The sequence below is a fragment of the Streptomyces tsukubensis genome (assembly GCF_003932715.1).
GTDB classification, from domain to species: domain Bacteria; phylum Actinomycetota; class Actinomycetes; order Streptomycetales; family Streptomycetaceae; genus Streptomyces; species Streptomyces tsukubensis.
The window spans coordinates 5,054,627-5,074,123 of sequence record NZ_CP020700.1 but is presented as its reverse complement, the minus strand read 5'-3'; the positions used below and the strand labels follow the sequence as shown (position 1 = coordinate 5,074,123).

Sequence of the window (19,497 nt, the reverse complement as noted above, 5' to 3'; positions counted from 1 at the left end):
TATCGGCGTTTCATGCATTGGACGCATGAAATCCGCGGTCGTAGGTTCGAAACATGCCTGCTGCCAGTACCGAGGCGTCCGCTCCCGTAGCGGGCGCCCTCGAACCCCAGTCGCCCCAGAAGCCGCCTTCCCCCGAGCCCCTCTCCCCCGGAGAGCCCGCTTACCGCCGGATGAGCCTCGCGCTCTTCGCCGCCGGGGTCGCGGCCTTCGCACTCCTCTACTCCACGCAGGCACTGCTGCCGGCCGTCTCCGCCGACTTCGGCGTGACGGCATCGGCCGCGAGCTGGACGGTCTCGGCCTCGACCGGCGCGCTCGCCCTCTTCGTCCTGCCGCTCAGCGCGCTCTCCGAGCGCTTCGGGCGGCGCACCCTGATGACCGTCTCGCTGACGGTCGCCGTCGTCCTCGGTCTGCTGGTGCCCCTGGCGCCGAGCCTGGAGGTGCTGGTGGCGCTGCGGGCCCTCCAGGGCGCCGCGCTGGCGGGTGTTCCGGCCGCCGCGATGGCCTATCTGGCGGAGGAGGTACGGCCCCGGGCGCTGATCGGCGCGATCGGGCTGTTCGTCGCAGGCAACAGCATCGGCGGGATGAGCGGCCGGATCGTGACCGGCTGGGCCGCCCAGTTCGGCGGCTGGCGGGCCGGGCTCGCTGCGGTGGGCGTGCTGGCGCTGATCGCCGCGGTGGTCTTCCGGGTACTGCTCCCCCGGCCGCGGCGCTTCACCCCGTCCCCGGTGAGCCCGAAGATCCTGGCGTCCACCGTCCGCGGGCATCTGTCGAACCCGCTGCTGCTGCGGCTGTACGCGATCGGCGCGCTCTTCATGACCGTGTTCGGCGCGGTCTACACGATGATCGGCTACCGGCTGACGGAGGAGCCGTTCGGTCTCCCGCCGGGCGTCGTGGGCTCCGTGTTCCTGGTCTATCTCGTCGGTACGGTCTCGTCGGCCGGCGCCGGACGGCTGGTCGCCCGGCTGGGGCGGCGCGGGGCCCTGTACCTCGCGGTCGTCACCACCACCGGCGGACTGCTGCTCTCGCTCTCCGCGTCGCTCGCGGCGGTCCTGCTGGGGCTGGTGCTGATCACCGCCGGGTTCTTCGCGGGCCACGCGGTCGCCTCGTCCGCGGTGAGCCGGACCGCGACCACGGGCCGGGCGCAGGCATCGGCGCTCTACCAGTCGGCGTACTACCTGGGCAGCAGCGTCGGCGGCACCCTGGGTGCGATCGCCTTCCACTCCGGGGGCTGGGCGGGCACGGTCGCCCTCGGGCTGCTCGCGGTCACCGGGGTCGTCTCGCTCACCGCGTACGGCAGTTGGGCGGCGCGGGTGGCGACCCGGCGCACGCTGGTGGTCGCCACCGGCGGACACTGAACGGGCACCGAGCGGGCACTCAACGGGCGTCGGTCCGGCGGGCTGTGGACGCAGCCTCCGGGCCGATGCCTCCCGCTGTACCCGAACCGAGACATTTTCCCTACAACTACTCCCCCTTGGTCCTCGTCATACCAGGCGAGCCGCCCAAAAAGGCCGGCTGCAAAGGATTTCGAGGGGGGACCAACCATGGCCCGGACACGCAGGCGCGCGGGCGTCGCACTGGGACTCGCGGGAATGATCGTTCCGCTGACGATGGTGATGGGGACCGGCACCGCGCAGGCCGCTTCGTGTTCGACGAAGCCGGGGCCGTACCAGAAGCAGGTCGAGAAGTTCCTCAAGCTGAAGGTCGACGGGAAGCAGTCGTCGGCGGACTGCAAGGCGATCACCGCCTTCCAGAAGAAGCACTGGATCACCCCGAACAACGGGGTCGCGGGCCCGGTGACCTGGCGGACGATGAGTACGATGCTGGCGCAGAAGGCCGCGGGCACCAACCCGAACAAGGCCGGCGCGTGCCCGACCAACAAGGGCCGGATCGCCTGTGTCGACCTGACCCGTCAGCTCAGCTGGATCCAGGACGGCAAGAAGCTGGCGTACGGCCCGGTTCCGATCCGTACCGGACGGGACGGCGCCGAGACCCGTACCGGCCTGAAGAAGATCTACTGGCGGAACATCGACCACTTCTCCAGCCTCTACAAGGTGCCGATGCCGTACGCCCAGTTCTTCGACGGCGGGCAGGCGTTCCACTCCGTCACCAAGCCGATCTACAGCCCGCCCGGCTCCGCCGGCTGCGTCAATATGACCCCGGCGGCCGCGAAGAAGTACTGGACGATGCTGAGGAACGGCGACGACGTCTTCGTCTGGGGCAAGAAGCCCGGAACCTGAGCCGCGGTGTCGGTGCCCTCCTGTAGGTTCCGCAGTACTGGAGCCGATGGGTACAGGGGTGGACCCGATGAGTGATCTGGCAACGACGGACAAGGGCGACGGGGAGAGCTCCCGGGGCGGGACGAAGACCCTGGAAGCGGATCTGGAGCGGTACCGCCGGGAGCTGACCGGCTACTGCTATCGCATGCTCGGCTCCTCCTTCGAGGCGGAGGACGCCGTCCAGGACACGATGGTCCGCGCCTGGCGGAGCGTCGAGAAGTTCGAAGGACGTTCGTCACTGCGGTCCTGGCTGTACCGGATCGCGACCAACGTCTGCCTCGACATGCTGAACGCGGGCAATCGCCGGGCCCGGCCGATGGACCTGTCGGGTCCGACGCCCGTGGCCCAGGCGCAGCTCACCGCCCGTTCCGAAGCCACCTGGCTGGAGCCGGTGCCGGACGGGCGGGTGCTGCCCGCCGCCGGGGACCCGGCGGACACCGCCGTCGAGCGGGAGACGATCCGGCTGGCGTTCGTCGCCGCCCTCCAGCATCTGCCGCCGAAGCAGCGCGCGGTGCTGATCCTGCGCGAAGTGCTGTCCTGGAAGGCGTCCGAGGTCGCCGAGCTGCTCGGCACCTCGGTCGCCTCGGTGAACAGCGCGCTCCAGCGGGCCCGGGCCACGCTCGCCGAATCCCCGCCCGCCGCCTCCGATCCCGCCGATCCGCTCGACGAGGAGCAGCGGGAGCTGTTGGAGCGCTATGTCGCCGCCTTCGAGGGGTACGACATGGAGGCGCTGACCGCCGTCCTCCACGACGACGCCACGCTCTCCATGCCGCCCTACGACCTCTGGCTCCAGGGCCACGAGAACATCGTGGGCTGGATGCTCGGCGTCGGCTCGGTCTGCCGCGGCTCCCGCCTCGTTCCGACCGTGGCCAACGGCATGCCCGCCTTCGCCCACTACCACGAGGCGGAGGACGGCAGCGGGCATGTGCCGTGGGCGCTCATGGTCATGGACATCAGGGACGGCAAGATCGCGGGGATCAACTCCTTCCTCGACACCGACCGCTGGTTCCCCCTCTTCGACCTCCCGGCCCGGCTGGAGCCGGAGCCCGCGAAGGAGGGCTAGCCGGTCTGCGCGAGGGCGCCCAGGCCGACCAGGTGCAGCAGCGCCAGCAGTTCGGCCGGGGTGCCCCGCAGAACCAGCCGGCAGCCGAGGCGGCGGGCGGTGAGATGGAGCCGGGCGACGGCGTCGACCGTGGTCAGATCGGCGCCCGTCAGCTCCCGTACGTCGCACACCGCCTCCCCCGCCGCCCTGTTACCGAGCTTGGTGCTCAGCTCCGTACAGAGCCTCGGTACGTCGGCGGGGAGCACCCGCCCGGCGATCCGCACGATCACCGGGCCTTCGGTGCTGCTGCTGGTGGTGGAGGTGCTTGGGCACATGGGTCACGGTCCCCGATCCGTCGATGTCCGGCGCTTTCACGCTGGTATGGACCGGAGACCTGGCCCGGATTCATCGGCCGTCAGGAGATGCGGTCCAGCACGATCGGGCTCGCGGTGAAGGCCGTGCCCGCCGGGGCGATGTCGCACGCCGTCGCCAGGGGCTCCAGCGCCCAGCCGAACTTCTCCGGGGTGTCCGTGTGCAGGGTCAGCAGCGGCTGCCCCTCGGTGACGGTGTCGCCCGGCTTGGCGTGCAGCTCCACACCGGCGCCCGCCTGCACCGGGTCCTCCTTGCGGGCGCGGCCCGCACCCAGACGCCAGGCGGCGAGACCGATGTCGTAGGCGTCGAGACGGGTGAGGACACCGGAGGCGGGGGCGGTCACGACGTGCTGCTCCCGGGCGACCGGCAGCTCCGCGTCCGGGTCACCGCCCTGCGCGCTGATCATCCGCCGCCAGACGTCCATCGCGGAACCGTCGGCCAGCGCCTTCGCCGGGTCGGCGTCGGGCAGTCCGGCGGCGGTGAGCATCTCCCGCGCCAGGGCGAGGGTCAGCTCGACGACATCGGCCGGGCCGCCGCCCGCGAGGACCTCGACGGACTCGCGGACCTCCAGGGCATTGCCCGCGGTCAGACCCAGCGGGGTCGACATGTCGGTGAGCAGGGCGACCGTACGGACCCCGCTGTCGGTGCCGAGGGCGACCATGGTGGACGCCAGCTCCCGGGCGTCTTCCAGGTTCTTCATGAAGGCGCCGGAGCCGACCTTGACGTCGAGGACCAGGGAGCCGGTGCCCTCGGCGATCTTCTTGGACATGATGGAGGAGGCGATCAGCGGGATGGCCTCCACGGTGCCCGTGACATCGCGGAGCGCGTACAGCTTCTTGTCGGCGGGGGCGAGCCCGTCACCGGCCGCGCAGATCACCGCGCCCGTGGAGTCGAGGACCCGGAGCATCTCCTCGTTGGAGAGCAGCGCCCGCCAGCCCGGGATGGACTCCAGCTTGTCGAGGGTGCCGCCGGTGTGGCCCAGACCGCGGCCCGAAAGCTGCGGTACGGCGGCGCCGCAGGCGGCGACCAGCGGGGCGAGCGGCAGGGTGATCTTGTCGCCGACGCCGCCGGTGGAGTGCTTGTCGGCGGTGGGGCGGCTGAGGGAGTCGAAGCTCATGCGCTCGCCGGAGGCGATCATCGCGGCGGTCCAGCGGGCGATCTCGGTCCGGTTCATGCCGTTGAGCAGGATCGCCATCGCCAGGGACGACATCTGCTCGTCGGCGACCGTACCGCGGGTGTAGGCGTCGATGACCCAGTCGATCTGCTCACCGGAGAGTTCGCCGCGGTCGCGCTTGGTGCGGATGACGGAGATGGCGTCCATGGTGTTCCTCCTGTGGTGCGTGATGGTGCGGGGCGGAGAGGGTGTTGGGGGTAGGGGTTCCGCCTGCGGTGGATGGCCGGGGGTGCCGGCCGGAGCGGGCCGGGTGGCAGGGGCAGCCGTACGGGCCCGGAAAAGGCCGCGCGGCCCCTTCCCCGGAGAATCGGAGAGGGGGCCGCGCTTGCTTCAGGCCAGATGGGCCGGGCCGAACGGCTGCGGCAGCAGCTCGGCCATGGTCACGATGCCCCCGGGGGTGTCGAGCAGCAGCTCGGGGCCCCCGAACTCGTACAGCAGCTGACGGCACCGGCCGCACGGTACGAGGCTCTCGCCCCGGCCGTCGACGCAGGTGAAGTGGGTCAGTCTGCCGCCGCCGCCGAGCTGGAGCTGGGAGATCAGCCCGCACTCGGCGCAGAGTGAGAGGCCGTAGGAGGCGTTCTCGACATTGCAGCCGGTGACCGTGCGGCCGTCGTCGACGCGGGCGGCCACGCCGACCGGGTAGTCCGAGTACGGGACGTACGCATGGGCCATCGCCTCACGCGCCCGCACCCGCAGGGGCTCCCAGTCGAACGTGTCCGGCCCGGCGGCCGGAGCCGTCATTTGCCTTGCCCCTTGCGGTAGCGCATACCGTCCGCCTTGGGCATTCTCAGCCGTTGCGCGGAGAGCGAGAGGACCAGCAGCGTCACGATGTACGGGGTCGCGGTGACGAACTCGGTCGGGACGGTGTCCGTACCGAGGTACCAGACCAGGACCGCCGCGCCGATCACGGCGCTGACCGCGGCCGGGACGAACGCCTTGCGGTAGTACTTCCAGATCGCGAGGCCGACGAGGACGACCACGAGCAGCAGGAGCAGCGCGTGCACGGACTGGCCGCCGTTGCGGAGCTGGAGGGCGTCGGCGTAGCCGAAGAGACCGGCGCCCATGGCGAGCCCGCCGGGCCGCCAGTTGCCGAAGATCATCGCCGCGAGGCCGATATAGCCGCGGCCGCCGGTCTGGCCCTCGTTGTAGATGTGCGAGGTGACCAGGGAGAGGAAGGCGCCGCCGAGACCGGCCATACCACCGGAGATGATCACGGCGATGTACTTGTACTTGTAGACGTTGACGCCGAGGGACTCGGCCGCGATCGGGTTCTCGCCGCAGGAGCGCAGGCGCAGTCCGAAGCCGGTCTTCCAGAGCACCGCGAAGGTGCCGACGAAGAGCAGGATCGCGACGATCGTCAGCAGCGACACATCGGTGACCAGACCGCCGAGGATGCCCGCCACGTCCGAGACGAAGAACCACTCCTTGTTCTCGATGGTCTTGAAGAGGTCCGAGAGGCCGGGAAGGGTCACCGTGGCGATATCGTCCGACGGCGGCGACTGCTTGGGGCTGCCGCCCTTGGCCGCGGCCTCGCCGCTGTTGAACCAGAGCTTGGCGAAGTAGGTCGTGATGCCCAGCGCCAGGATGTTGATCGCGATACCGGAGATGATGTGGTCGACGCCGAAGGTGACGGTGGCGACCGCGTGCAGCAGTCCGCCGAACATTCCGCCCAGCACACCGGCGAGCACGCCGATCCACGGGTCGGTCTGCCAGCCGGCCCAGGCACCGAAGAAGGTGCCGAGGATCATCATTCCTTCGAGGCCGATATTGACGACGCCCGCCCGCTCGGCCCAGAGTCCGCCGAGACCGGCGAGGCCGATCGGGACGGCGAGCGCGAGGGAGGCGCTGATCAGGCCGGAGGAGGTGATGTCGTCGGCCCCGGTGATGACCCGTACCGCGGAGATCGCGACCAGCGCGCCCGCGATGATCAGCAGGATCATGGGGAAGGAGAGGCGGGTGCGTCCGCCCTTGCCGCCGCTCACCCGGGGGGCGGCGGGCGGCGGAGTCGTGGTCGCCGTGGCGGTCACGCCGACACCTCCTGCTTGTCGGTGTTGCCGTTGCCGTTGTTGCCGGTGCCGTTGGCCCGGGCCTGGGCGGCCAGCTTGGCGCCGACCTGCCGCTGCTGGCGCTTGAGGCCGTAGCGCCGTACGACTTCGTAGGCGATGACCACGCACAGGACGATGACGCCCTGGATGACGCCGACGATCTCCTTGTCGTACCCCTGGAACTCCAGCTGGCCGCTGCCGCGCTCCAGGAACGCCCAGAGCAGGGCGCCGAGCGCGATGCCGACCGGGTGGTTGCGGCCGAGGAGGGCGATGGCGATACCGGTGAAGCCGATGCCGACCGGGAAGTCGCCGCTGTACTCGTGACTGTCGTTGAGCAGCGTCGGCATGCCGACCAGACCGGCGGCGGCGCCGGAGATCAGCATGGACGTGATGACCATCTTCTTCACGTTCACGCCGCTGGCCTGGGCCGCCGAGCCGGACTGGCCGACGGTGCGCAGGTCGAAGCCGAAGCGGGTACGGGCGAGGGTGAACCAGTACGCCACACCGACGATCACGGCGATCACGATGAAGCCCCATACGGGCGCGGGCTGGGTCGGGAACTCGAAGAAGCGGGAGGACTCCGGGATCGGCTTGGTGGAGACCTTGGTACCGGCCTGGTCGAGGTGGCCGAGCCGGCCCTGCTGGAGCAGATAGCCGATGATCGCGGTGGCGATCGCGTTCAGCATGATCGTCGAGACGACCTCGCTGACGCCGCGGGTGACCTTGAGGAGACCGGCGATACCGGCCCACATGGCGCCGACGAGCATCGCGCAGAGGATGATCAGCGGGATCTGCACCGGACCCGGCAGGGTCAGGGCGCCGCCGAGGGCCGCGGCGAAGAAGGCCGCGAGGCGGTACTGGCCGTCGACTCCGATGTTGAACAGGTTCATCCGGAAGCCGATGGCGACCGCGATGCCCGCGAGGTAGTACGTCGTGGCCTTGTTGACGATGTAGACCTGGCTGTCCGACTTCGAGCCGTAGTCGAACATGATGCTGAAGGCGTTGAACGGCTCCTTGCCGGTCGCGGTCAGCACCAGCGCGGTGACCAGGAAGGCGACCACGATCGCCAGCAGGGGGGCGGCGAGCCCCAGGAGCACCCGCTCCTTGTCGAACTTCTTCATCGGTCCTCTCCCCCGTCGGTGTCGCGCCCGGCGCTGGGGGTCTCGTCGGCGGGGGTCTGGTCGCCGCCGTCTTCGGAGTGCTCCAGACGGCCGGTGGCGGCACCGGTCATGGCCGAGCCCAGCTCCTCCGGGGTGATCGTCGCGGGGTCGGCGTCGGCGACGAGCCTGCCGCGGTACATCACCCGCAGGGTGTCGGAGAGGCCGATCAGCTCGTCGAGGTCGGCGGAGATCAGGAGCACCGCGAGGCCCTCCCTGCGGGCGGCCCGGATCTGGTCCCAGATCTGGGCCTGCGCGCCGACGTCCACACCACGGGTGGGGTGGGCGGCGATCAGCAGCTTGGGGTCGTGGCTCATCTCGCGGCCGACGATCAGCTTCTGCTGGTTGCCGCCGGAGAGGGAGGCGGCCGTGACGTCGATACCGGGCGTACGGACGTCGTACTCGCGCACGATCCGCTCGGTGTCGGCGCGGGCGGCCTTGATGTCGAGGAAGGGGCCCTTGCTGTTGGGCTTCTCGGTGACATGGCCGAGGATCCGGTTCTCCCACAGCGGTGCTTCGAGGAGCAGTCCGTGGCGGTGGCGGTCCTCGGGGATGACGGCCATGCCGTCCTCGCGCCGCTTGCGGGTCGGGGTGTGGGAGATGTCGGCGCCGTCGAGGGTGACGGTGCCGGTGTCGGCGGTCCGCATGCCCATGACCGCCTCGACCAGTTCGGACTGGCCGTTGCCCTCCACACCGGCGATGCCGAGCACCTCGCCCTTGTGGATGGTGAAGCCGATGCCGTCGAGGACGGCACGGACGACGCCGTCCGGGTCGGTGGCGGTCAGCCGCAGCCCGTCCACGGTGAGCATCGGGACATCGGTGACGGTCGACTCCCGGGTCTCCGGCGACGGCAGCTCGCTGCCGACCATCAGCTCCGCGAGCTGCTTGGAGGTGGTGTTCGCCGGGTCGGCGGTGCCGACCGTGGTGCCGCGCCGGATGACGGTGATGTCGTCGGCGACCGAAAGCACCTCGCCCAGTTTGTGCGAGATGAAGATGACGGTCAGGCCCTCGGCCTTCAGCTCCCGCAGATTGTCGAAGAGCGCGTCGACCTCCTGCGGCACCAGGACGGCGGTGGGCTCGTCGAGGATGAGGGTACGGGCGCCGCGGTAGAGGACCTTGAGGATCTCCACCCGCTGCCGGTCGGCGACGCCGAGGTCCTCGACGTACGCGTCGGGGCGGATCCCGAGGCCGTAGGCGTCGGAGATCTCCTTGATCTTGGCGCGCGCCCGGTCCCCGATGCCGTACAGCTTCTCGGAGCCGAGGACCACGTTCTCCAGCACGGTCAGATAGTCGGCGAGCATGAAGTGCTGGTGCACCATGCCGATGCCGCGGGCGATCGCGTCGCCGGGGCTGTGGAACGAGACCTGCTCGCCGTCGATGGTGATGGTGCCCTCGTCCGGCTTCTGCATGCCGTAGAGGATCTTCATCAGGGTGGACTTTCCGGCACCGTTCTCGCCGACGAGGGCGTGGACGGTACCGCGGCGCACGGTGATGTCGATGTCGTGGTTGGCCACGACTCCGGGGAATCGTTTGGTGATGCCGCGGAGCTCTACGGCATGGGGGCTGCTGGACGCGTTGATGGCGCACTCTCCCTGGGCAGGAGCGGAGGAGGAGCTGGGGCGGGACGGGCGGGGGTGTGGTGGCGAAAACTACCGTGCTTTACGGCGGCCGGTAGATGCTACGCGCGTAGCGCCACCAAATCGTTGAGGGCCCCTGAGCGGTGCTCCCGGGAGGGGCCGGGAACACCGCGGAGTTCATGGGACACCGCGTGGATCAGGGCCCGGAGGAACGGTGCGGCCGCATCCCCGGACCCTGATCGGCGGCTTCGGTCAGATGGTGGTCTTGACCTTGATCTGGCCGTCGACGATCTTCTTCTTCGCGGCGTCGAGCTGGGCCTGGATGTCCTTCAGGTGGTCACCGGTGGTGGTGAGGCTGACACCGTTCTCCGCGAGGGAGTAGGTGTGGACGCCGACCAGCGGCTTGCCGTCCTTGACGGACTTCGACAGCTCGAAGACACCGGTGTCGACGTTCTTGACGACCGAGGTCAGGATGGAGGCGGCGTACTTCGACAGGGCCGGGTCCTTGGCCTGGTCGGAGTCGACGCCGATGGCCCAGGTGCCCTTCTTGGCGGCGACGGCCTCGATGGCGCCGGCGCCGGAGCCGCCCGCGGCCGCGTAGACCACGTCGATGCCCTTGTCGAGCATGCCCTGCGCGGCGGCCTTGCCCTTGTCCGGGCTGCCGAAGCCGGAGAGGTCGGTGCCGGTGGTCAGGTACTGGATCTGGACCGAGGCGCTCGGCTTGGTCTCCTTGACGCCCTGCTCGAAGCCGGCCGCGAACTTCTTGATCAGCGGAAGGTCGACACCGCCGATGAAGCCGACCTTGCCGTCCTTCGACTTCAGCGCAGCGGCGACACCCGCGAGGTAGGAGCCCTGCTCCTCGGTGAAGACGATGCTGTCGACGTTCTTGGCCTCGGAGACCGAGTCGACCAGACCGAAGGTGGTCTTCGGGAACTTGGCGGCGACCTTGTCGACGGCGTCCTTGTAGGCGAACCCGACGGCGATGACCGGGTTGAAACCGCCCTCGGCCAGCGAAACCAGACGCGCCTCGCGGTCGGCGGGGGTCTCGCCGTGCTTGGCGGTCAGCTCCTTGACCTCGGCGCCCAGGTCGGCCTTGGCCTTGTCCAGGCCGCGCGCGGCGGAGTCGTTGAAGGAGTTGTCACCGCGGCCGCCGACGTCGTACGCCGCGCCGACCTTCAGCTTGCCCGCGGTCCCGCTGGAGGACGAGCTGGAGGAGCTGGAATCGGTGGAGGACTCGCCGCACGCGGTGGCCGTGAGGGCGAGGGCCGCGGCCGTGATGCCCGCGGCGGTGATCTTGGATACCCGGCGCAAGAGGAGGGTCCCTTCGAGACTGACCGAAAGCGCCTCTTCCGGCGCTGGTTTCGCCGCGATCGTAACGCGCGTAGATGCCGGTTAAAGACCCGTTCATGAGTCGTTATCGGATCGTCGCGTTCACTGGTCGGGAGGGTGACGGAGCGGTGACGGAGCGGGGTACGGGGGTGCGGCGAGCGCCGGAGGAGTGACAGGGGGTGTACGGGCCCCGGGGGGGCCGCCGGGGCCGAAGGGGCGCACATCGCAACGTGTCCGGAAATCGACGGCTCCGGGCCTCCCCGGCGGGGCTCGGTCGTCCTTACTCCTCCTGCTCTTCGCCCTACTCTCCGCCCTCCTCCTCGTCCTTCTCCTCGCGCGCGTTCAGCAGGGCAGCCGCCGTGAACAGCTCGACGCCCACCCGGATCGACTCCTCGTCGACGTCGAAGTCGCCCCGGTGCAGATCGCGGCGGACGGTGTCGCCGGGGCGGCGGACGCCGAGGCGGGCCATGGCGCCCGGTACGTGCTCCAGATACCAGGAGAAGTCCTCGCCGCCGAGGCTCTGCTCGGTGTCCTCGACCGTGTGGGCGCCGCGGCGGGCGGACTGGGCGGCCCGGAGGAGGTCGGTGACCGCCGGGTCGTTCACCACCGGCGGGACCCCGCGGATGTAGTCGATCTGCGATTTGGCCCGGTGGAGGGCGGCGACCTCGTCGATCGCCGCGTGCACCAGATCGGGCGCCTCGCGCCAGGCCGCGAGGTCCAGGCACCGTACGGTTCCGGAGAGCTCGGCGTGCTGCGGGATCACATTGCAGGCATGGCCGGATTCGATCCGGCCCCAGGTCACGGCGAGCCCGGAGCGGGCGTCCACCCGGCGGGCCACCAGGGCCGGGACCTCGGTGACGATCTTCGCGGCGGCGGTGACCAGGTCGGTGGTGAGATGGGGGCGGGCGGTGTGGCCGCCGGGCCCGTCGAGGGTGATCTCCAGCCGGTCGCAGGCGGAGGTGATCGGTCCGGGCCGGAGACCGATGTATCCGGCGTCGACCTTGGGGTCGCAGTGGACCGCGATGATCCGTCCGACGCCGTCGAGGACACCGGAGGCGATCGCGTCCGGCGCACCGCCCGGCAGCACCTCCTCGGCGGGCTGGAAGAGCAGCCGGACCGGGGCGGGCAGCAGCCCGGCGCGGTCCAGCTCGGCGAGGACGAGCCCGGCGCCGAGGACCGTCGTGGTGTGGACGTCGTGGCCGCAGGCGTGGGCCCGGTCCGGAACCGTGGAGCGGTACGCCACCGAGGTCTTGGTATCGGGAATGGGCAGGGCGTCGATATCGGCGCGCAGCGCCAGCATCGGCGTCACGCCGTCCCAGGAACCGATGTCACAGACGAGTCCGGTGCCCATGCTCAGGACGCGCGGCGCGAGCCCGGCCTTTTCGAGCCGGTTCTTGATCGCGGTGGTGGTGCGGAACTCCTGGTTGCCCAGCTCGGGGTGCATATGGAGGTCGCGGCGGAACGCGATCAGCTCGGCGCGCAGGGCTTCGGGCAGCGTGCCGGGCAGTGAGACGCTCCCGGGCAGATCGGCTTCGGACTCTCGGGACATCAGTTGGTTCACCTGTTGAAGAGTAGGCCCAGGAGGGGGTCAACTGACCACTGATCAACAAAAGTTCAACCTGATAGGGGAAGAAAAAAGAGTCGCGCACGCATGGTTACGCACTCGTATGGGTAAGCTCACGCCTCTTTCCGACGGTACCGGGGGACGGTCCGGGCCGCCTCCGGAGACGGCGCGGGGGCGGTCCGGGGACGGCCAGGGGACGGTCAGGGGGCCTCGGGAGGCCACGGGGAATGTCCCGGGGACGGGACGGTACGGGAAATGGCCCGGGGAACGGCCCGGGGCCGGCCCCGGAATACTCCGTAATGCCCCGGTAACGGCTCGCCTGTCCCGGACGGATGGGTTCCGTTCGGTGCGACGGTGCGAGGATGGCGCCATGATTGGCATCGAGGATGTACGCGCGGCGGCCCGGCTCGTCGAGGGGCGGCTGGTCCGCACGCCGACCGTGGTCTCCCCCGGGCTCTCGGATCTGCTCGGGGTCCCCGTCGTCGCGAAGCTGGAACTCCTCCAGCGCACCGGCTCCTTCAAGGCCCGGGGGGCGCTGGCGAAGCTGCTGTCCCTGGATGCCGCGCAGCGTGCGGCGGGCGTGGTCGCGGTCAGCGGCGGCAACCACGGCGTGGCGGTGGCCGTGGCGGCCGGGATGCTCGATATCAAGGCCACGGTCTGCATGGCCCGTACGGCCTCGGCCCGCTCGGTCGCGGCGGCGGAGGCGGCGGGCGCGCAGGTCCGGCTCACGGAGACGATGCCGGAGGCGTTCGCGCTGATGGAGCGGTTGCGCACCGAGGGGATGACCCTGGTGCACCCCTTCGACGATCCGCTGGTGATCGCGGCGCAGGGCACGGTCGGGCTGGAGTTCGCCGAGGACCTTCCGGCGAGCGGCGCGCAGGCCCCCACGGACGTCCTGGTGAGCATCGGCGGCGGCGGTCTGATCTCGGGTGTCGCGGTGGCGCTGAAGGCGCTGCTCCCGGAGGTCCGGGTGTGGGGCGTCGAGACGGCGGGTGCCGAGTCGATGTCCCGGGCGCTGGCGGCGGGCGGCCCCGTGCCGGTCGAGCTGTCGTCGCTGGTGACGACGCTCAGTGCGCCTTCGGTGTCCCGGCTGACCTACGACCATGTGGCCGCGCTGGTCGAGGACGTGATCGTGGTTTCCGACGCGGAAGCGGTGCGGGGCGTCGCCGATATGGCACAGCACGCCAAGCTGTGGACGGAGCCGGCGGCGGGCTGTCTGCTGCCCGCGGCCCGCCGGGTGGTCGACCGCGTCGGCGCGGAGGCCCGGATCGGGCTTGTGGTGTGCGGGGGGAACGCGACGCTGGTGGATGCGGTGGCGTGGGGGGTGGCGGAGCAGGAGGGCTGAGGGCGGGTCCGGCAGCGGGGCCGGTCAGCACGATTCCTCGGCCCGCTCCTCGAACTCCTTCCGGGTGACCGCATCGCCGTCCCAGACTTCTCCCGGCTTCAGGCCGGCGAGGTCTTCGGCGGTGAAGCGGGCTCGGGCGTCGTAGGCGGACCGTCGCCCCTCGATGGACCGGAACTTCAGGGAGTAGCGGTAGCCCGGCCGCAGCTCCTGCGGCCCGCGCGCCCTCACCTGCCAGGAAGCCGGGGGTGAGAACAGCGGGAAGACGGCGGAGGTGACGCCGTCCCGATGGCCCACGTGCCAGGACGTCTCACGGAGGGCGTCGGGGACCGGCCCGGAGGGCGTCCCCGCGGTGGCGGGTTCAACGTCCGGACGGCTCCCCAGGGCCAGGGAGTACGCCCGGTCCCCCTCGCACGGCCGGATCTCCGCGACCGGCTTGCCGTCCTCGCCGATCCACACGGCGACCAGGAACTTGAACGGCATCGAGCAGCCGCCCGCCGTCAGTCCCACTCCGATCACCAGGCAGAGTGCGGCGATTCCCCGTCGTACCTTCATGTCGTCCCCCTCGACGCTCGCACCGGAGCGCCCAGGATGACCCGGCCGTCCGGGTCCGGACAGCGCCGCTGGGACGCCCGTACGACCTGCGGCCGAATCGTGGCCGGACCGCGACCGGAAGGGCCGGTGCGGACCGTGGCGCCACCCGTGATGACACCGGATCCGGCTGCCTTCCTATGCTGTTGACCAAGATCCACTAAGCGCGGCGGGCAGCACAGCACGCACAGGGGCAGAGGGCCGGGAGGCCAGGGGGGCGGCGGCCATGCGCATCGAGCGTCATGAGGTCGAGCCGGCGGCGGTGGCCGGGGTGCTCAATGGATTCGCGGAGCGGATAGCCCGGGACGTACGGGCGGTGGAGCAGGGCCCGCGTCCGGCGGACGGCTGGCGGCTGGTCGCCGAATCGCTGCTCGGCTATGCGGCGGCGCGTTCGGTCGCCCACCCGGGGCTGACGGACCGGGACGCCCGGTCCGCCGTGGAGTCGGCGGCGGCTGCGGCGGTCGGGTCGGTCGCGCTGGCCTCGGGCCGGGGCGGCGGGTTCCGGATCGGCTACACGGGTTCGGTGATCGGGGATCCGCCGGATTCCGGTGACGGACCCGGTCCCGGTCTTGGTCCCGGACCCGGCCTCGGTCCCGGTCTTGGTCCCGGCCGCCCGGCGGCAGCGCGGCCCGGTGTCTGGCTGACGGCGTTCCTGCTCTCGTACATCGCGGGCACCGCCGACGAGCACGGCCCGCTCTTCGTCGCCACGGCCGCCCCGCTGGCCGGTCACGAGGCCCGGCCGGACGTGGCGCTGGCCCATGCCCTGCTGATCCACGTCCACGGACATACGGAGGGCGGGCCGGAGGCGAGACCCGGACCGGAGCGGGCCCGGCTGATCGCCGCGCTCTGCGACCGGCTCGACCCGGACCCCGCCCTCGGCCGCCAGTACCGGGCGGCGCTGGTGACACTGCGGGCGCTGGCGGCGGACGACGAGGCGGGGTTCGCCCGGGCGCTGGCGGCGCAGTTGCTGGAGCACCGGGCGGTGGAGGCGTCGTATGCGAGCCCCACACTCGCCGGGCTGCTCCCGCTGGAGGCGATAGCGCTCGCGGCGATGGCGGTCCGCTGGAAGGGCTGGGTGCCCGCGGTGGAGTCCGCCTATCTGCCGTACGGTCCGGTGTCGGGTTTCCGGCCGCGGCGGGGGCGGGTGGAGGCGTACGGCCGGGACAAGTGTTCCGACGCGGTGGCGGCGCTGGCCGCCGGGCCCCTGGTGGTGGACCGGCCGGAGCATCCGTACGCGCGGAACGAGGACATCTCGGCCTTCGAGGACTATTTGGGGCGGGAGTTGGCCCGGTTCCGCGATCCCCGGGAGCATCCGGCGGAGGCGGCGCAGGCGCTGAAGCATCTGACGCACGGCTTCCTCTCGGTCTTCCTGCACCGGGTCGCGGCCGACGCCTCGGGCCGGCACCCGGGCCTTCCGGGGGTCCTGCGGATCGCGGCGGAGGCGGGCGCGGGGGCGTTCCGGCTGGCGCGGGCGCCGGAGGGGAGCGAACTGCCGGTCACCGTCGCGGGGACCACCCGGCTGCTGCCCGCCCGGCCCGACGCGGCCGGGGAGCCCGGCTTCTGGAAACAGGCGGTGGCGCTGGCGCTGGTCACGGGCGACCGTGCGGCGCTGGCGGCGTGTGTGCTGGTGGAGCCCGGGGTCTTCACCGAGGAGGACCCCGTAACGACCGTCGCGGCGTACGGGGCCGCCCTCCACGACTATCTGCGGGGCGCGGATCCGGTCCCGGCGATGGACCGGGCGCTGGCGTCCGGCGGCTACGACCCGCACCACTGGCCCGCACCGCCCGTGGTCCTGCTCTCCCAGGTGGTGGAGGGCGACCGGGAGGGCTTCGCCCTGGCCCTCGCGGACACCCTGGAGGCGCATCGCGAGCGTCATGCGCCCGGCGACCGGGCCGAGACGAACCACGCGGTGCTCGACCTCGACGCGCTGGCCCTGGTCTGCCATGTACGCCGGATGGGCTGGCGGGTCCCGGTCTCCTCGCCCTACCTTCCGGAACGGGTTCTGGACCTGGGTGCCCGCCTCGACGGCTGACCGACTTCCCACCGTTCGTTTCGGTGGTGCTCTGCGCGGCCTGGGCTCTGTTCACGGCGGTACGGAGGGGGACCGGCGGCCGGACCGCGCTCGCCGCCGCGATCCTCATCGCCCCGCTGGGCTGGTTCTTCTGGTTCGTCCGGGTCGGCTACCGCGCGGGCCGCTGGGACGGCTACTTCCGCCTCCAGGAGCGGTGGGGCTCCACCTTCGACGGCGGGGGCTACTTCCACTCGAAGGCCCGCTTCCTGCTCCCGGCCTTCCCGCTGCTCTTCCCCCTGGCAAGGGCCCTGGCCACGGCCCGCCCCCGGGCTGCGTACACGGTGCTGGGGGCGGTGGTACTGCTGTCCTCCGCGTACGGCGGGTATCTGCTGCTGGTGTGGAAGTACTCGCCGTAGGACCGCGTTCTTCCGGGCTCCGGGTCAGGCGCTGCTCAGCGTGAGCTTCACCGCGAAGCCCAGGAAGAGTGCGCCCGCCGCCGAGGTGGCGCCCGCGGAGAGTCTGCGGCGGCGGCGGAACGCGTCCGCCAGGTGGGTGCCGGTGAATATCAGGAGGGTGAGGTAGAGGAAGCTGGCTATCTGCACCAGTCCGCCGAGGACCGCGAAGGAGAGCGCCGGGTAGGCGTAGCCGGGGTCGACGAACTGGACGAAGAAGGCGATGAAGAACAGGATCGCCTTGGGGTTGAGCAGGCTGATCAGCAGGGCCCGGCGGAACGGGCGCTCCGCGGGCTGGGGGGACGCCTCCTCGCGGGTCTCCTCCGGGGAGGGCTCCGAGCGGCCGCGCCACATCGACCAGGCAGCCCGCAGCATGCCGAACGCCAGCCAGGTGAGATAGCCCGCGCCCGCGTACTTCACGATGCCGAACAGCAGGTCGTTCGTCTTCAGCAGGGATGCGATGCCCGCCGCCGAGAGGACCATCAGCACGGCGTCCCCGGCCCAGACCCCGGCCGCGGCGCGGTAGCCCGTACGCACGCCCCGGCGGGCGGCGACGGAGAGCACGTACAGCGAATTCGGCCCCGGGAGGAGGACGATCAGGACGAGTCCCGCCAGGAAGGTCGGAAGATCGGTTACACCCAGCATGCCGAGCAGTTTCGCACACGGGTCCGAAATTCGGTCAGGGCTGTGGACAACTCTCTTCGGGCTGGTCGGGGGGGTGGTCTGGCAGGGCCCGGGCGGGTTCCGGGTCAGGTTCCGGCGGCCGGGCGGTGGACTCCCCAGACCTCCCGGAGCGTGTTGCAGACCTCCCCCACCGTCGCCCGTGCCCGCAGCGCCTCCTTCATCGGGTACAGCACGTTCGCGGAGCCTTCGGCCGCCGTGCGCAGCGCCGTCAGTGACTCCGTGACCGCCCGGCCGTCCCGGGCCGCCCGCAGCTCGGCCAGCCGGGCCTTCTGCCGGCTCTCGATGGCCGGGTCGACGCGCAGCGGCTCGTACGACCGCTCCTCGTCGGCCGTCCCGAGGCGGAAGCGGTTGACGCCGACGACGACCCGTTCCCCGCTGTCGGTCTCGCGGGCGATGCGGTACGCGTTCCGTTCGATCTCCCCGGTCTGGAAGCCCTGGTGGAGGGCCGCGACCGCCCCGCCCAGCTCCTCGATGCGGCCCATCAGGGCCACGACTGCCTCCTCCACCGCGTCGGTGAGGCTCTCCACCGCGTACGACCCGGCGAAGGGGTCGACCGTGGCGGTCACGTCCGTTTCGTACGCCAGCACCTGCTGGGTCCGGAGCGCGAGCCGTGCCGCGTGGGCCGTGGGCAGGGCGATGGCCTCGTCGAAGGCGTTGGTGTGGAGCGACTGGGTGCCGCCGAGTACGGCCCCGAGCGCCTGGACCGCGACCCGTACCAGATTGACCTCCGGCTGCTGGGCGGTGAGCTGGACGCCCGCCGTCTGGGTGTGGAACCGCAGCATCCAGGCCTTCGGCTGCCGGGCGCCGAACTCGTCCCGCATGATCCGGGCCCAGATCCGGCGGGCCGCCCGGAACTTGGCGACCTCCTCCAGGAAGGTGGTGCGGGCCACGAAGAAGAACGACAGCCGGGGCCCGAGCCGGTCCGCGGTGAGTCCGGCGTCGAGCGCGGTACGGAGGTAGGCGACGGCGTTGGCCAGGGTGAACGCCACCTCCTGCACGGGCGATGCCCCGGCCTCCGCCATGTGGTAGCCGGAGACCGAGATCGGGTTCCACCGCGGCAGCCTTTCGCTGCAGTAGCGGAAGGTGTCGGCGGTCAGCCGCAGCGACGGCTCCGGCGGGAAGATGTACGTCCCCCGGGCGATGTACTCCTTGAGCACGTCGTTCTGGACCGTGCCGTCGAGCCGGTCCCCGGGTACGCCCTGCTCCTCCGCGACCAGTTCGTACAGCAGGAGCAGCGGCGCGGCCGGGGCGTTGATCGTCATGGAGGTGGAGACCCGGTCCAGCGGGATGCCCGCGAACAGCTCCCGCATATCGTCGAGGGAGTCGACGGCGACCCCGACCCGGCCGACCTCGCCGTGCGCGAGGGGGGCGTCGGAGTCGTGGCCCATCTGGGTGGGCAGGTCGAAGGCGACGGACAGGCCGGTGGTGCCGTCGGCGATCAGCTGCCGGTAGCGGGCGTTGGACTCGGCGGCGGTGCCGAAGCCCGCGTACTGCCGCATGGTCCAAGGGCGGCCGGTGTACATGGTCGGGTACACCCCGCGGGTGAAGGGGTAGCCGCCGGGTACGCCGAGTCTGGCCGCCGGGTCCCAGTCAGCGAGGGCCTCGGGGCCGTACACCGGCTCGAACGGCAGCCCGGACTCCGATGCGTGTGCAGGTGCCATGGTCCGTCTCGCCTCCGGTCCGCAGGTCGTCCGTTCACCACCGCCACCGTCCTGATGCGATCGAATTCCGAATGGATTCGGTCGGAGTCGCTTCCTCAGTGGTCGCGGGGTGTCGTTTCCGTCCCGTCGTCCCCATGATGCTGGGGAACCCGCAACCCGGCAGGCCGGGCGGGCATCCTCGGAAGAGGAAACCACAGGGGCACAGCGGGCACGGCGGGGT

The 19,497-nt window shown here is 71.2% G+C and carries 17 protein-coding genes; 6 read left to right on the top strand and 11 right to left on the bottom strand.

Annotated features, from left to right (window positions below):
* The first annotated feature begins 53 nt into the window (after positions 1-53).
* From B7R87_RS20980 to B7R87_RS20970, 3 genes are all read left to right on the top strand, one after another.
* Entirely contained in the window at positions 54-1,355 is a 1,302-nt protein-coding gene (locus tag B7R87_RS20980) for an MFS transporter (RefSeq protein WP_040914695.1), read from the top strand.
* Between the two features lie 186 nt (positions 1,356-1,541).
* On the top strand, positions 1,542-2,237 hold the full coding sequence (locus B7R87_RS20975) for a L,D-transpeptidase family protein (protein ID WP_006347063.1): 696 nt from the start codon (positions 1,542-1,544) through the stop codon (positions 2,235-2,237).
* Positions 2,238-2,304: 67 nt separating this feature from the next.
* The gene (locus tag B7R87_RS20970) at positions 2,305-3,339 is read left to right on the top strand and encodes a sigma-70 family RNA polymerase sigma factor (RefSeq protein WP_045852889.1); all 1,035 of its coding nucleotides are present in this window, start codon (positions 2,305-2,307) and stop codon (positions 3,337-3,339) included.
* Here the strand turns inward: B7R87_RS20970 and B7R87_RS20965 are convergent.
* From B7R87_RS20965 to B7R87_RS20930, 8 genes are all read right to left on the bottom strand, one after another.
* A complete protein-coding gene (locus B7R87_RS20965; RefSeq protein WP_006347065.1) occupies positions 3,336-3,653 on the bottom strand; it encodes an STAS domain-containing protein in 318 nt (105 codons plus the stop codon). The genes B7R87_RS20970 and B7R87_RS20965 overlap by 4 nt on opposite strands.
* Before the next feature lie 80 nt (positions 3,654-3,733).
* Positions 3,734-5,011, bottom strand: coding sequence for a thymidine phosphorylase (locus B7R87_RS20960; RefSeq protein ID WP_006347066.1), 1,278 nt, complete (start codon positions 5,009-5,011; stop codon positions 3,734-3,736).
* A gap of 183 nt (positions 5,012-5,194) precedes the next feature.
* The gene (locus tag B7R87_RS20955; RefSeq protein ID WP_006347067.1) at positions 5,195-5,605 is read right to left on the bottom strand and encodes a cytidine deaminase; all 411 of its coding nucleotides are present in this window, start codon (positions 5,603-5,605) and stop codon (positions 5,195-5,197) included.
* On the bottom strand, positions 5,602-6,891 hold the full coding sequence (locus B7R87_RS20950; protein WP_006347068.1) for an ABC transporter permease: 1,290 nt from the start codon (positions 6,889-6,891) through the stop codon (positions 5,602-5,604). Before B7R87_RS20950 ends, B7R87_RS20955 begins: the two co-directional genes overlap by 4 nt.
* The gene (locus B7R87_RS20945; protein ID WP_006347069.1) at positions 6,888-8,030 is read right to left on the bottom strand and encodes an ABC transporter permease; all 1,143 of its coding nucleotides are present in this window, start codon (positions 8,028-8,030) and stop codon (positions 6,888-6,890) included. The genes B7R87_RS20950 and B7R87_RS20945 overlap by 4 nt, the downstream gene beginning before the upstream one ends.
* Entirely contained in the window at positions 8,027-9,646 is a 1,620-nt protein-coding gene (locus tag B7R87_RS20940) for an ABC transporter ATP-binding protein (RefSeq protein WP_040914699.1), read from the bottom strand. Before B7R87_RS20940 ends, B7R87_RS20945 begins: the two co-directional genes overlap by 4 nt.
* A gap of 249 nt (positions 9,647-9,895) precedes the next feature.
* Entirely contained in the window at positions 9,896-10,954 is a 1,059-nt protein-coding gene (locus tag B7R87_RS20935; RefSeq protein WP_006347071.1) for a BMP family lipoprotein, read from the bottom strand.
* A 319-nt stretch (positions 10,955-11,273) separates the two neighbouring features.
* Positions 11,274-12,521, bottom strand: coding sequence for an amidohydrolase (locus B7R87_RS20930; protein ID WP_006347072.1), 1,248 nt, complete (start codon positions 12,519-12,521; stop codon positions 11,274-11,276).
* Between the two features lie 385 nt (positions 12,522-12,906).
* On the opposite strand from B7R87_RS20930, the gene B7R87_RS20925 reads away from it, so the two are divergent.
* Entirely contained in the window at positions 12,907-13,881 is a 975-nt protein-coding gene (locus B7R87_RS20925; protein ID WP_006347073.1) for a pyridoxal-phosphate dependent enzyme, read from the top strand.
* A 24-nt stretch (positions 13,882-13,905) separates the two neighbouring features.
* On the opposite strand, the gene B7R87_RS20920 is transcribed toward B7R87_RS20925, so the two are convergent.
* Positions 13,906-14,433, bottom strand: a complete 528-nt coding sequence (locus B7R87_RS20920; protein ID WP_006347074.1) for a hypothetical protein — start codon at positions 14,431-14,433, stop codon at positions 13,906-13,908.
* Positions 14,434-14,695: 262 nt separating this feature from the next.
* Here B7R87_RS20920 and B7R87_RS20915 point away from each other — a divergent pair, with 262 nt between their 5' ends.
* Together B7R87_RS20915 and B7R87_RS20910 are read left to right on the top strand one after the other, a co-directional pair.
* Positions 14,696-16,501: an immunity 49 family protein gene (locus tag B7R87_RS20915; protein ID WP_006347075.1), complete on the top strand. Its 1,806-nt coding sequence runs from the start codon at positions 14,696-14,698 to the stop codon at positions 16,499-16,501.
* A 23-nt stretch (positions 16,502-16,524) separates the two neighbouring features.
* Positions 16,525-16,896, top strand: a complete 372-nt coding sequence (locus tag B7R87_RS20910) for a hypothetical protein (RefSeq protein WP_006347076.1) — start codon at positions 16,525-16,527, stop codon at positions 16,894-16,896.
* A 24-nt stretch (positions 16,897-16,920) separates the two neighbouring features.
* On the opposite strand, the gene leuE is transcribed toward B7R87_RS20910, so the two are convergent.
* Positions 16,921-17,577 carry a leucine efflux protein LeuE gene (gene leuE, locus B7R87_RS20905; RefSeq protein WP_006347077.1) on the bottom strand — a complete coding sequence of 219 codons (657 nt, stop codon included), beginning with the start codon at positions 17,575-17,577 and terminating at the stop codon, positions 16,921-16,923.
* Positions 17,578-17,681: 104 nt separating this feature from the next.
* Complete coding sequence (locus B7R87_RS20900; RefSeq protein ID WP_006347078.1) at positions 17,682-19,277, bottom strand: acyl-CoA mutase large subunit family protein; 1,596 nt, start codon at positions 19,275-19,277, stop codon at positions 17,682-17,684.
* Between the last annotated feature and the right edge of the window lie 220 nt (positions 19,278-19,497).